This is a genomic window from Peptostreptococcus sp. MV1 (assembly GCF_000758885.1).
GTDB lineage: Bacteria > Bacillota > Clostridia > Peptostreptococcales > Peptostreptococcaceae > Peptostreptococcus.
In genome coordinates this window covers 1-12,156 of the sequence record NZ_JRNB01000004.1, presented here as the reverse complement: position 1 = coordinate 12,156, position 12,156 = coordinate 1, and the positions used below count along the sequence as shown (strand labels likewise).

The 12,156-nt window shown below is 37.0% G+C and carries 14 protein-coding genes; 11 read left to right on the top strand and 3 right to left on the bottom strand.

All coding sequences use genetic code 11. From position 1 onward, the window contains the following. Nucleotides 1-162: 162 nt before the first annotated feature. Both HMPREF1639_RS00780 and HMPREF1639_RS00775 read left to right on the top strand, forming a co-directional pair. A complete protein-coding gene (locus HMPREF1639_RS00780; RefSeq protein ID WP_156955919.1) occupies nt 163-570 on the top strand; it encodes a tetratricopeptide repeat protein in 408 nt (135 codons plus the stop codon). A gap of 15 nt (nt 571-585) precedes the next feature. Continuing rightward, the gene (locus HMPREF1639_RS00775) at nt 586-1,182 is read left to right on the top strand and encodes a hypothetical protein (protein WP_052045362.1); all 597 of its coding nucleotides are present in this window, start codon (nt 586-588) and stop codon (nt 1,180-1,182) included. A 16-nt stretch (nt 1,183-1,198) separates the two neighbouring features. Here the strand turns inward: HMPREF1639_RS00775 and HMPREF1639_RS00770 are convergent, their stop codons facing one another. Then, the gene (locus tag HMPREF1639_RS00770) at nt 1,199-1,933 is read right to left on the bottom strand and encodes an HAD family hydrolase (protein ID WP_036762222.1); all 735 of its coding nucleotides are present in this window, start codon (nt 1,931-1,933) and stop codon (nt 1,199-1,201) included. A gap of 130 nt (nt 1,934-2,063) precedes the next feature. On the opposite strand from HMPREF1639_RS00770, the gene HMPREF1639_RS00765 reads away from it, so the two are divergent. Both HMPREF1639_RS00765 and HMPREF1639_RS00760 read left to right on the top strand, forming a co-directional pair. After that, nucleotides 2,064-3,284 (top strand): hypothetical protein, encoded by a 1,221-nt coding sequence (locus HMPREF1639_RS00765; protein WP_036762219.1) that lies wholly within the window; start codon nt 2,064-2,066, stop codon nt 3,282-3,284. Nucleotides 3,285-3,397: 113 nt separating this feature from the next. After that, nucleotides 3,398-4,060, top strand: coding sequence for a helix-turn-helix transcriptional regulator (locus tag HMPREF1639_RS00760; RefSeq protein WP_036762217.1), 663 nt, complete (start codon nt 3,398-3,400; stop codon nt 4,058-4,060). A 265-nt stretch (nt 4,061-4,325) separates the two neighbouring features. Here the strand turns inward: HMPREF1639_RS00760 and HMPREF1639_RS00755 are convergent, their stop codons facing one another. Beyond that, nucleotides 4,326-4,571: a hypothetical protein gene (locus HMPREF1639_RS00755; protein WP_036762214.1), complete on the bottom strand. Its 246-nt coding sequence runs from the start codon at nt 4,569-4,571 to the stop codon at nt 4,326-4,328. 185 nt (nt 4,572-4,756) lie between these two features. Between HMPREF1639_RS00755 and HMPREF1639_RS00750 the strand changes: the two genes are divergently transcribed. From HMPREF1639_RS00750 to HMPREF1639_RS00735, 4 genes are all read left to right on the top strand, one after another. Further along, the gene (locus HMPREF1639_RS00750) at nt 4,757-5,689 is read left to right on the top strand and encodes an MBL fold metallo-hydrolase (RefSeq protein WP_036762212.1); all 933 of its coding nucleotides are present in this window, start codon (nt 4,757-4,759) and stop codon (nt 5,687-5,689) included. A gap of 67 nt (nt 5,690-5,756) precedes the next feature. Further along, nucleotides 5,757-6,545 carry a GTP pyrophosphokinase gene (locus HMPREF1639_RS00745; protein ID WP_036762210.1) on the top strand — a complete coding sequence of 263 codons (789 nt, stop codon included), beginning with the start codon at nt 5,757-5,759 and terminating at the stop codon, nt 6,543-6,545. An 11-nt stretch (nt 6,546-6,556) separates the two neighbouring features. Beyond that, entirely contained in the window at nt 6,557-7,264 is a 708-nt protein-coding gene (locus tag HMPREF1639_RS00740) for a metallophosphoesterase (protein ID WP_036762208.1), read from the top strand. Between the two features lie 107 nt (nt 7,265-7,371). Continuing rightward, a complete protein-coding gene (locus HMPREF1639_RS00735) occupies nt 7,372-7,926 on the top strand; it encodes a 5' nucleotidase, NT5C type (RefSeq protein WP_036762207.1) in 555 nt (184 codons plus the stop codon). A gap of 119 nt (nt 7,927-8,045) precedes the next feature. Here the strand turns inward: HMPREF1639_RS00735 and HMPREF1639_RS00730 are convergent, their stop codons facing one another. Then, nucleotides 8,046-9,164, bottom strand: a complete 1,119-nt coding sequence (locus HMPREF1639_RS00730) for a hypothetical protein (RefSeq protein ID WP_036762206.1) — start codon at nt 9,162-9,164, stop codon at nt 8,046-8,048. A gap of 148 nt (nt 9,165-9,312) precedes the next feature. Between HMPREF1639_RS00730 and HMPREF1639_RS00725 the strand changes: the two genes are divergently transcribed. The 3 genes from HMPREF1639_RS00725 (at nt 9,313) to hpf (ending at nt 12,057) form a co-directional block, all read left to right on the top strand. After that, nucleotides 9,313-10,218: a patatin-like phospholipase family protein gene (locus HMPREF1639_RS00725; protein WP_036762204.1), complete on the top strand. Its 906-nt coding sequence runs from the start codon at nt 9,313-9,315 to the stop codon at nt 10,216-10,218. A gap of 114 nt (nt 10,219-10,332) precedes the next feature. Next, entirely contained in the window at nt 10,333-11,256 is a 924-nt protein-coding gene (gene fba / locus HMPREF1639_RS00720) for a class II fructose-1,6-bisphosphate aldolase (protein ID WP_036762203.1), read from the top strand. 249 nt (nt 11,257-11,505) lie between these two features. Further along, entirely contained in the window at nt 11,506-12,057 is a 552-nt protein-coding gene (gene hpf, locus HMPREF1639_RS00715) for a ribosome hibernation-promoting factor, HPF/YfiA family (protein ID WP_036762200.1), read from the top strand. The last annotated feature ends 99 nt before the right edge of the window (nt 12,058-12,156 follow it).

The following is a 12,156-nucleotide window of genomic DNA, read 5'->3' as shown; positions in this document are numbered from 1 at the left end:
CGAACGGCACGCTCCGTGGTGTGAGAGGGAGGAGAAAGTCCTCCCTACTCGATTAGTAACAAGTGGGCTACAAGAATATTTATTTTGGATAATAGATAAGAGTATTTAAGATAGGAATATCTTATTAGATAATAAATTGTACAATAAATCGGAGGGATTATTATGGCGAGCTACAACGATTATTCATATGCTAGGAGTCTACTAGCTAGAGGTGACTATAGGAGGTGCTATGACACTATGAACAACTTCCAGGATAGGGATGCAGAATGGTTCTTTTTGAGGGGTGTCTCTGCAATGAATCTTGGTTTTTACGAAGAAGGCGAGGACTATATCAAGAGGGCCAAGTTTATGGAGCCTGGTAACAGGGAATTTGAAGATGCCTACAACAATTACATAAATGACAGATCAAACTACAATCAAAGGGCAGACTATTACAATAGGTCTAGAAATAACCTAGATAATTCAGGTTGTTGCTGCTGCGGAGGTAACTGTTGTGATACTTGTTGTACATTGTGGTGTGCTGATAGTTGCTGTGAATGTATGGGTGGAGACTTGATAACTTGTTGTTAGCAAGGGAGGAAGCTTATGGAAGATAGACCAAGAGGACCAAAGATTCAAGGTGATAATATGAAAGTATCAGAGTCTAACAAGACGAAAGATAATAATAGAAATAATATGGCTAGGAAGATATCCCTAATGGGTATCCTCCTAGCCTTTAATGCAATAATATATATTTTAGTGAACTATATACCGACTAATACCATAGCTCTTTTGGTATTAGCAGGCCTGCCAGCCATGATAGTGGTTGTAGAATTTGGCCTGAGGGATGCCTGCCTGTATGTATTAGCAGGGCTCATCCTGGCCTTTGTTCTAATAAATAATAAACTCCACTTTGTGACATATTTGCTGACATTTTCTAGCTATCCCCTAGTAAAGGCCCTAGTAGAAAATGTCAAGTCTTTCAAGATACAGTTAGGACTCAAGCTCTTATATGCCAACCTAGCCCTGCTAGTCTTGTACCTAGTCTATAAGCAGTTTGTGGTCATAGACAAGCTGGTCATGGATTATATTCCACTAGCCCTACTTGTGTATAATCTTGCTTTTCTAGTATATGACAGGGCCATGAGCCAGTTTATCATATACTATATTGACAAGCTGTCCAAAATAATCAGAAAGAGATAGTCACATATCTAAGCTATCAGCAACAATCCTCTATATGAAGAACAGATGTAGGTACCTGATATATGACGTCCTTTCTTTCTATAATAACTAGGGCCCTTTCTCTTAGATAGTCGTCCAAGTTTAATTGATGGAGCATTTCTCTAGAAGGATTTATAGCAATGGGGTTACCTACTCTTTTGAGCATAGTTATGTCCCCGTTTGTATCTCCATAGGCATAGGACTTTTCCATATCTATAGAATGTTTATCTATAAAATACTGTAAGGCCTTGTCCTTGCTCTCAGAGCCCCACATAGGTGATACACCCCCAGTCATTTTGCCGTCTTCCACAAAGTATTTGCTGCCTATGTGGTCACTGGCCATATATTTTTCAGCCATCCTAGATACTAAAAAGTCTGGAGAACCAGAAATAAATATAATCTTATGGCCCTGTTCATGGTGCCATTTTATTCTTGACCTTGTATACCTATAGACCCTGTCAGCCTTGAGCCTGATTACTTGGTCACTGGCGAAGTCTATTGATGACTTGTCCAGTCCAGTCAAGGCCTCAACATATTGGTCTGATATTTCATGTAGGTAGTCATCGTAGTTACCCTGCCTCTTTTCCCAATTCATGTAGGTAGTTTCCAACTGTTCGGACCACTCCCTCTTGTGAATCAGGTCATATTGTATCAATTTTCTGAAATGTTCAATTAAAAGAGAATCCCTATACAGGGTACCATCTATATCAAAAAAAGCTGCTATATTAGCCATATTATAAGACCTCCTCTCATATATGCTTTATTATACCAAAAAAGCATAGAAACCACAATTTACAAAATTATTTGATATAAGATAGGCCAAGCCTTATAATAGAGTATAAGTAGAAAAATTAGGAGGTAGTATGAGGAAGTTTAAGAGAGCTTTTTGTAGCAATACCCGACTGATGGGTACCATGATGCTGATGGTAGAGTGGTCGGTGTTTGACATAGATAAGGAGCCAGGAAAGGCTATGATAGGTGAGGAAATATGCGATAGTGATACAAAAGACCAGTGTATAGACGATAGTATAGAATCTCATGTATTTATGCTAGATGCGGAGGGCTTGGGCATATCAGACCTCTATGTATTAAAGGGGATGGATGAGGATTCAAGAGAGCTTTTCTACAGGAAAAAATACGGTGGTCTGGGTGGCAACAATATAGACCTGACAGAAGACCAGGCAGCCTACCTAGTAAAAAAGTACAGACGAAAAAATGAATGGTATAATAAGCCCCTACCAGATGGATTTGACCAGGTCTACCAGACATTTTATTCAGGTTATCATGTGGAATCTGTGGATAAAAAAGAACTATTTGATAGCCTGTGCAAGGAAATGGAGTCAGAATACGAATTTGTAAACTATATGATTATGAGGTTTGTAGCCAGGGACAAGGATGGCCTAATGCACTACTCCGGAAGTGATTTGGTAGCAGCCAGTCATATTAGTCAGATTAATGGTGCCCTACTATATAATTCCATAGAGAAAAAGACCCAGGATAGGTATCTTTGCAAGGCCATATATGAAGATATTGACGGCTATTATCTTGCAGATATAGTGGTAAATATAGAGCATGAGGACATAGCCGAAGACAAGTTGGCCTACTATGACAAGCCCAAAAAATATAGGTTGAGGTCCTTTATGGTTATGAACAAGGAGCCTATATATGATTTTGAAGTTTTCAACATGATAGCCAAGCCTGAAATAGTGGATATTTATCAAGTGATGGAAGATGATAATGATGTAAATTTATTGGCTGATAAGATTAGGAAAATTTATCCAGCAGTCCAGGAACTGGTTTATGAAAATGGAATCTTATTTACCCAGTATTATCAGGATAATTCCCACCTTGACAGCGATGTTTATTTGATTAACAACGACCTTATGTTTAACGTTTTTGTGACGGAGGGTATACTTTATCTGGCCAGCTTTGATGAGGATACTAGGGCCTTTGTAGAATGTGTATTCAAAGATAGCATGGCGAATGATATCAGGCTAGTAGATAGTATGGAGTTCGAACAGAATGTCTTATTTGACTTTGTAGAGTCGGGTAATGATGACTTTTATGACTTTCTAGACAATTGATTTTTTGTCAACTTTTCATCAAATCTTTTCTTTATGTAAAAATATATGTTATAATTAATAGACCTAAAATTAGATTTAATATATAAAAATAAATGAAAGGTGGCAAATGTATTATGACTATAAATGACTACAGTGGAAGAGTAGATGATTTTGATACATTTTTGAGTTATTTAGATGCTATGGCTATGATAATATCAGAAATGTTTGGTAGCAATTGTGAAGTGGTAGTGTCGGACTTGGATGATCCTGAAAATGCAATTTTATCCATATATAACGGTCATGTAACTGGTAGAAAACCGGGAGATCCCTTATCAACAAGGTCAGAAGAATTAATAGAGAGGAGCAGGGGGGGCTATAATATAAATTACAAAAAGGCTAATAAGAGGATAAAGAAGGAAATAAAGTCCTCTACAATAGTTACTAGTGCATTTGGCAGAAATATATCCTTTTGCATAAACTACGATTGTGATGATTTGACAATGATTCAGTCTCACTTGAAGAAGTTCCTGTCTATGGGAGACGAGGCCTATGATGAGTTTGACGTATTTGATAGCGGTGAACTAGTAGAACAAAAATTCCAGATAGAATTGGAGAAAATGGACAAGAAAATAGTTGGCATGAATAAGAGTGACAGGATTACATTGATTAGGAATCTTAAAAATGCAGGTGTATTTAAGATACAAAAGAGTGTTCCTTATATAGCAGAACAGCTGGGTGTATCTAGGTATACTATTTATAACTACCTAAATGAAATACAAGAAGAAAAAAATCATTAGTCTAGTGGACCTTTGTAGGAGTGGGTAAAAAATAAAAAATTTTATATTTTTTTGATTTATGTGTTTAGAAACGGAAAAAATGGGCAAATAGATAATACAAACATAATAAATTAAAATACTCAATCTCCCCCAAGACAGAATCTCATCCCCCGAGATTCTGTCTTACTTTTTGTCAAAATAAAAGACTGGACCTCAAAGAGTCCAGCCGACGATCTCATATAATATTTATTGATTCAAGCAAGCTTAAATTAGAGGGGAGCCTGCTTTATTTTTTTATAAATGACTTGCCCAAGTACTTTTTAATATCTTCTTCTGATGAAAAATCATCTATCAAAATTTCCTTGCCTGTATCTTCAAACACAACGAGTACTTCACAGTCACCCTGTAGGAAAAACTTCCTTACAGTTTCTTCTTTAACTTCTCTAACTTTTATTATATTTTTCTTTTCTTTCTCGAAGTCTTTTGTGTAGTAACTGCCCATCATATTTATAAATTTAGTATATCTATTCATAGCATTACCTCCTTTGTCTTTCATATAAAATCAAATTTTTGTATCAAAATATTCGTACATTTAAATATACCACGCCAAGTTTGACAATGTCAAATAGATATAATGCAAATTGGGACTAGGTATGATAAAATATATAGGGTAAGAAAAATTAGTGATGGATTAAAGGGTTTAAAATAGGTGTAAGAATGAAGCTAAGAAATATAAAGGGAAATACCCACTTGATAAAGGGTGGGACAAATACAGGAGTATACATATTTGAAAATAATGATGCCCTACTAGTCGATACAGGTCTAGCAGGTAAGCGCCAGGATGATATGATAGCAATTTTTAAAGAAAACAAGATAAGTATTAAATATATAATAAATACTCATGAGCATGAGGACCATATAGGTGGTAACTACCAAATAAAGAAGGCCTTTCCAGATGCCAAGATATATTCGTCGCCGGCATCAAGGGTATATGCGGAGAATCCCTATCATTATATGGATTATTTGACTGGTGGGACTAGGTCAAAGTATCTAGAAAAAACTATTGAAGACTACCTAGGCATAGCTAGGCCCAGTGAAGATATAAAGATGGTGGACGAGACTGTATATCCAGGTCAGGTCCTAAATCTATCTGGCCATGACTTTAGGATTGTAAATTGCTGTGGTCATACGGAAGGTTCCATAGGTGTCGTTACTGATGATGGTGTATTTTTTATATCAGACCTACTAATTACAAAGAACTCTCTGGACAAGTTTGACTTTTTGTTTATGCATAGCTATAGCGGACAGATGGAGTCGCTTGACAGGTTGAGGTTGGTTGATTTTGAGATTGGCGTCCTAGGACATTCTCGTAGTACCTATTCCAAGCGCGAGGTCTTGGAGATTGCCAATGAAAACCACAAGGCACTTATGAGGATGATAAGTGTAGTCCTAGAGGCTATGGAAGATAAGATAACTATGGATGAGTTGGAAAAATTTGTAGCAGATAGGAATAAGTTGCCATTTAGTTATGTGGCATATATGATTTATAGAAATGCCCTTAATGCGGTAGTATCTTACCTCTTAGATGAAGATGTAATTGAATTTTTGGTAGAAGATAATAGACTCTACTACAAGTTAAAGGACAAATAGCCTAGATTAGTAAAATGTAGCATAGATTCATATTATAATTAATAAAGATAGGAAGTTAGGTGATTTTATGGAATACGAACAGTGGCTAGAGATAATTAGACCCTACTCATATGCAGTAGAAGAGTTAAAAATTAAGTTCAAAAATATAAGGAAAGATTATCTAGAAACCAAGCAGCATTCTCCAGTTGAGTTTGTTACTGGCAGAACCAAGAAACTGTCTTCGGCTCTTGCTAAGATGAAAAAGCTAGATATAGACAATATTGAGGAAATAGAAGACCTAGCAGGTATTAGAATAATGTGTCAGTTTGTAGAGGACATCTATGTAATCGTGAATATCATTAAGGATAGAAATGATATGCATATAGTTTTGGAGAAGGACTATATAAATAATTCCAAAGAAAGTGGTTACAGGAGCTACCACCTCATAGTCATGTATCCGGTCAATACTATAAATGGGGTAAAGGAAGTCCAGTGTGAAATACAAATTCGTACCCTTTCTATGAACTTTTGGGCTACTATAGAGCATTCTCTAAAATATAAATATGACCACTATATACCAGATGAATTAGCCTATAGGTTGAAGAGGGCAGCGGATGCAGCCTTTATGCTTGACCAGGAGATGGGTGAGATTAGGGAAGAAATAATCAAGGCCCAGGAGTTATTCACAGAAAAGGAATATGTGATGACCGATATATACACTAGGGTCAACAAGCTGAAAGAGCTGGGCGATGGTGAAAACTACTATACCTACAGGATGAAGATGAATGAGATTTCTAGGTCTAGAAATATAAAATCCCTGCTTGAGTTAAAGGCAGAACTGGATGAAATCCTAAGCAAGACCAGGGTTAATATGTGATAGGAGGAAAGATGAAAATTTTTGCAATTGGAGACCTCCACCTATCTGGAAGCGTAGACAAGCCAATGAATGTATTTGGTGACCATTGGGATGGGCATGATAGGAAAATTTTTGAAGATTGGTCGGCCAGGGTTACTGATGAAGATGTGGTACTGGTTGTCGGGGACATATCATGGGCCTCAAAGCTAAGAGATGCCCAAGTCGACCTGGACCAGATAGACAGGATGCCAGGCAAGAAGTACTTTATAAGGGGCAACCACGACTACTGGTGGACTACAGCTACTGCTCTAAACAAGCTATATGGTCATGATATGGTATTTATGAATACTAATTTCCATGAGCTAGGTGGCTATGCCCTATGCGGAACCAGGGGCTGGTTGAGTCCAAACGAGGTCAAGTTTGACGACAAGGATGAGGTAATCTACAAGAGAGAGGCAAAAAGATTGGAATTATCCTTAGAGGGGGCCAAGAAGGCTGGGTATGAGGACTATATAGTAATCCTCCACTACCCACCAACTAATGAAAAATTTGAGTCTTCACTCTATATGGATGTAATCAATAAGTACAAGCCAAGGTATGTGATATATGGTCACTTACATGGCAAGGAGAGTTTTGATGCTGGACTGAAAGGAATACATGATGGTGTGTCCTACCACCTGGTATCGTGTGACTATTTGGATTTTAAGCTGAGTCTGATTGAAGACTTGAGTGACAGCTAGCAAGCTGAAAATATAGAATATAAGACAGTTTACATAAGAATATTGCTAGTCTAGACTATAAGATAGTTTGGATACCTAGTAGTAGTTGAGTAATCGAGGAGGAATATATGGCTAGAAATATATGCGTAGACATAGATGGAACACTGACGAGTCCCTACTTCTTTATACCCTATTTGAACAAGCTTACAGGTAAAAATTTGGGTATTGAGGACTATACATCAATAGATTGGAATGATACATATGGGCCTGAGCATAGTCAAATGTACAAGAACTTCGACCATATTCATACCGATATTTACTGGGAGAACAGCCTGGTAGATGGAGCTAGGGAAGTGGTCAATGACCTATATGACAGAGGAGATAGGGTATATATAGTGACTGCAAGGAGTAGTGCCATAGCCCATGTAACTAATAGCTGGATAGACAAGCAGGATATAAATTATACAGATATCTTTTCTATCAGTGGAAATGATGGCAAGGTTGCCATGGCTGAAAAATTGGCCTGTGACTATTTCTTAGAAGACGATCCTTCTAATGCAGTCAATTTATCTGAGGCAGGCTACAAGGTGATACTCATGGATGCCATGTACAACAGGGGGGTAGATGGTGAAAATATTACTAGGGTATCTAGTTGGGATGAAATTAGGGAGATACTCCTGTAGAAAATATAAAAGGCTAAACCTTTAATTTCCCTTGGAAGGAAGGTTTAGCCTTTTTTTTGACTTAGTTAAGTCTATAATCTTTGCCTATTATGACTTACAAATTCACTTGACTAGGAAGACTAATCTATTAGGTCTTCCAAATTATAAGTACTTTTCTTGTCATCCTTTTTTGAATCTGTATTATCTACTTTCTTATTTACAAGGCTACTATTAGTAGATTTTTTACTAGCCTTTTTTTGTCTTTTTTCATTTTTCTTTAGTTTTTTCTCTAATTCGTGCATGTTGAGTCTTTGCGTATTTTCAAGTAATTTCTTCTTGTGGACCTCAGGGTCCTCTAAGATACTAATAAAATTGGCTAGAAGCATAAAAGCTCCAACTATAAAGCTCAAGACATATTCCCCATAAATTATATAGGTAAGTATGTCATTGTCCATTTTGTGACCTATTAGGTAGGCCAAGAAAAACTTTGAAGCATAGGCTATTATTGCAACTGCTAAAGCATAGCAAGACCAGCTAGGGAAAAAACCATCAAACAAGTGAAGTATCATATTAATAATCACAAATACTAACATTGCTTGCAAAACTATAAACATAATCCATAGTTTTTGGGCTGATACGCTCGTAGACAGACCTGCATAGGCAGGCAGAATAATACCTAATGGTATTGCCATTAGTGATATCAAGGGTCTAGCAGCTATAGTAGTATCTCTCTTGAAAAATCTAATCAAGACAGGGACTATCAATATGATAGAGATAAATACCGTATAAAAATAGATCGCCTTGCCGTATATTTCCATACCGAAATCTCTACATGTAATAGCAGACATACCCAAGCCCGCATAAACCATAAACCAACTAGGGAAGACATATTTTATCCTAAAGTTAAATACATATTTAATTGTAAATATGATCAAAATGACCGTCTGAATGATTACACCTGCTACCCAAAAATATAGGTTGGCCTTGTCAAATAGCTCCTTCATCCATACCGCTATCATTATCAGTGACATTGGGAAAGACGAGAAGAGGGACAGACCTACAGGTGATTTTAAACTAGTGTAGAAACTAACGGGATTCAAGAACATCTTGACAATTGTTAGTATCAGCAGTATAAGTGCTACTATCATACACATATCGCTTAAAAAAGGGATTAAACCCTTAAATATATTTCCTAAAATAACCCAAGCCAGGGTCAAGGCCGTGATTGGTAGGGGTATTCTAGATATAAATTTTCTCAAAAAACCACCTCTTATTAAATAATTATATTATTTTCCATATTCCTTAGTAATTATAGCATATTTAGATGAATATTACTATAAATTTGATTAATGGACTTGAATATAGTAAAATTGAAAGTAGGTTTATAATGTAAGAAGGGAGGTAGTTATGAATAAGAAAATATTTTCAAATATAGATAAAATACCAAGGGGAAGGGCTACAGATAAGATTAGCAAGGTATGCTTAGTTCTTGAAGGAGGGGCCTTTAGAGGTGTCTACGGAGAAGGCGTTTTAGATGCCCTTATGTTAGCAGGCATAAATGCAGAGTGTACGATAGGTGTGTCTGCAGGCGCCATGAATGGTATGAATTATGTATCAGGTCAGATTGGTCGTGCAGCTAGGGTCAACCTTACATATAGACATGATAGTAGGTATATAGGTCTCAAGGCCATCAGAAACAATGGGGGTGTAGTAGGTTTTGACTTTGTAATGAACCATATAGATGAAGAGGCCTTTGATGAAGAATCCTTCTTTGATCCTAGACAAAAATTTGTGGCTGTTGCTACAAATTGTCTGACTGGTAGGCCGGAGTACTTTGACAGGGATGAGATGGGACCAAAGATTTACGATGCTGTAAGTGCATCTGCCAGTCTGCCATTTGTATCAAAAATGGTGGAGATAGATGGAGTGCCATATTTAGATGGTGGCTGTAGTGACAAGATTCCTTACAGGTGGGCTCTAGACCAGGGTTATGAAAAAATTATAGTAGTTAGGACAAGGCCTAGTTCATTTAGGAAAAAGGTTAAGTCAAACCACCTGATTACCAGCAATGTCTACAAGGCCTATCCAGAATTTGCTGAATCATTAGCAAATAGCGATAGGGACTACAATAGGCAGTGCGACGAAATTACAATACTAAATTCCCAGAAGAAGCTATATGTTATCAGCCCATCAGTGGCTATGGATGTAAATAGGATGGAGGGAGATCTAGAAAAGCTAGGCCAGCTCTACAAATTAGGCTTCAATGATACGGCTAGGCAGATAAAGGATATAATGGTTTATCTCTACCTCTAAGAAATAAATATAGGTTGGAATAGGTTTTATTTAAAAAATAAAGTGTGTATTAGCCAATTTTTTTGGTATAATATGAATGATGGGTAAGTTTTAAAAGTTTATAAGGAGGAAATTATGGCATTAGTAAATACTAAAGAAATGTTCAAGAAGGCATATGAAGGTGGATATTCTATAGGAGCTTTTAACATCAGTGACTTGGAACAGTTACAGGGTGTATTAGAGGCTTGTAAGGAAAGAAATTCTGCTGTTATAATCCAGGCTTCAAAGTCTGCTATATCATATGCAGGTATCGATACACTAGTTGAGATGGTAAAGGCTGCTTCAGAAGAAATCGGAGTTGATTGTGCCCTACATCTAGACCACGGTCCAAACTTTGAAATGGCTAAGAAGTGTATAGATGCTGGATTTACTTCAGTAATGATAGACGGTTCTCATCTTGACTATGAAGAAAATGTAGCTATCACTAAGCAGGTTGTTGAATATGCACATACAAAGAATGTTACAGTTGAGGCTGAGTTAGGTGTACTAGCTGGTACTGAAGATGATGTTACATCTGATGTTCACAAGTATACTGAACCAGACCAGGCAGTTGACTTTGTCAACAGAACTGGTGTTGACTCACTAGCTATAGCTATTGGTACTTCTCATGGTGCCTTCAAGTTCAAGGGTGAAGCTAAGTTGAGATTCGACATACTAGAAGAAATCCAGACTAAGCTACCTAACTATCCAATCGTACTTCACGGTGCATCTGCTGTTGACCAGGACGCTGTTGCTACTTGCAACCAGTTCGGTGGTGACATAGCTGGTGCCAAGGGTGTTCCAGTAGAAATGCTAAGAAAGGCATCTGAAATGGCTGTTTGTAAGATCAATATGGACACAGACCTAAGACTTGCAATGACTGCAGCTATCAGAAAGTTCATGGCAGAAAATCCAAAGGAATTTGACCCAAGAAAGTACCTAGGCGCTGGTAGGGATGCTATAAAGAACGTTGTTCTTGGTAAGATAGACACTGTACTAGGATCTAAGGACTCTCTTTAGAAATTAGTAGAGCTAGTTTAATAAGCTTATATAACCATAATCTTATAAATAATTAGAAACTTTTGGAGGAGGCTTGGCCTCCTCTTTTTTACAAAAAAAGAGCGAGTCTCATAAAAACTCGCCCTTATGTCCATTATACAACAAAAAAAATCTAAATTAAAGACTTTAATTAAACATAAGACTAGACTATACTTAAAATAAGAAATAAATAGATTGAATAATCAGTCTATACCGAAGGGAGTTGTTTTTATGAAAATAACAGTATCTGGAAAGAAAATCAAATTAACTGAAGGTATTACAGGCTATATCGACAAGAAGTTTAGCAAGTTGGAAAAGATGCTTAATCCTGAGGCAGAACTAAGAGTTACAGTAAGTGCAAATAAAAAGGAGAAACAAAAGGTAGAGGTTACTCTTGATAATATCAACGGTCATGTAGTAAGGGCCGAAGAAGTGCAGGAAGACTTATATTCAGCAATAGATCTTGTAAGTGACAAGTTAAATAGACAGATTGTAAAGTACAAGAATAAGTTCAAGACTAGGGGAGCTGGAAGCTCAACAATTAGGTTTGAAAACTTTGATGATCTAGTTGAAGAAGACGTTTACAGTATACCAGGAGACACAGAACTAGTATTTGAAAGAAGAAAGAGGTTCAACCTTAGACCTATGTCAGCTGAAGAGGCGGTATTGCAGATGAACTTATTAGGACATGACTTCTTCTTATTCAAGGATCAAGATACATTCGAAGTTTGCCTAGTATACAGGAGAGGTGACGGAGGCTACGGCCTGATTGAGCAAGACTAATTAGACTCCTGAGAGGGTTAACATATAGAGATTAGCATTTTTAAATGGTTGTATAATATTTAGCGTTGGTGAGAGAAAAAATTCTCTCCCAACGCTAAA

Bases quoted from the DNA above. Each gene is read 5' to 3' on its own strand.
- HMPREF1639_RS00780 (WP_156955919.1), top strand. From the start codon at position 163: ATGGCGAGCTACAACGATTATTCATATGCTAGGAGTCTACTAGCTAGA.
- HMPREF1639_RS00775 (WP_052045362.1), top strand. From the start codon at position 586: ATGGAAGATAGACCAAGAGGACCAAAGATTCAAGGTGATAATATGAAA.
- HMPREF1639_RS00770 (WP_036762222.1), bottom strand. From the start codon at position 1,933: ATGGCTAATATAGCAGCTTTTTTTGATATAGATGGTACCCTGTATAGG.
- HMPREF1639_RS00765 (WP_036762219.1), top strand. From the start codon at position 2,064: ATGAGGAAGTTTAAGAGAGCTTTTTGTAGCAATACCCGACTGATGGGT.
- HMPREF1639_RS00760 (WP_036762217.1), top strand. From the start codon at position 3,398: ATGACTATAAATGACTACAGTGGAAGAGTAGATGATTTTGATACATTT.
- HMPREF1639_RS00755 (WP_036762214.1), bottom strand. From the start codon at position 4,571: ATGAATAGATATACTAAATTTATAAATATGATGGGCAGTTACTACACA.
- HMPREF1639_RS00750 (WP_036762212.1), top strand. From the start codon at position 4,757: ATGAAGCTAAGAAATATAAAGGGAAATACCCACTTGATAAAGGGTGGG.
- HMPREF1639_RS00745 (WP_036762210.1), top strand. From the start codon at position 5,757: ATGGAATACGAACAGTGGCTAGAGATAATTAGACCCTACTCATATGCA.
- HMPREF1639_RS00740 (WP_036762208.1), top strand. From the start codon at position 6,557: ATGAAAATTTTTGCAATTGGAGACCTCCACCTATCTGGAAGCGTAGAC.
- HMPREF1639_RS00735 (WP_036762207.1), top strand. From the start codon at position 7,372: ATGGCTAGAAATATATGCGTAGACATAGATGGAACACTGACGAGTCCC.
- HMPREF1639_RS00725 (WP_036762204.1), top strand. From the start codon at position 9,313: ATGAATAAGAAAATATTTTCAAATATAGATAAAATACCAAGGGGAAGG.
- fba (WP_036762203.1), top strand. From the start codon at position 10,333: ATGGCATTAGTAAATACTAAAGAAATGTTCAAGAAGGCATATGAAGGT.
- hpf (WP_036762200.1), top strand. From the start codon at position 11,506: ATGAAAATAACAGTATCTGGAAAGAAAATCAAATTAACTGAAGGTATT.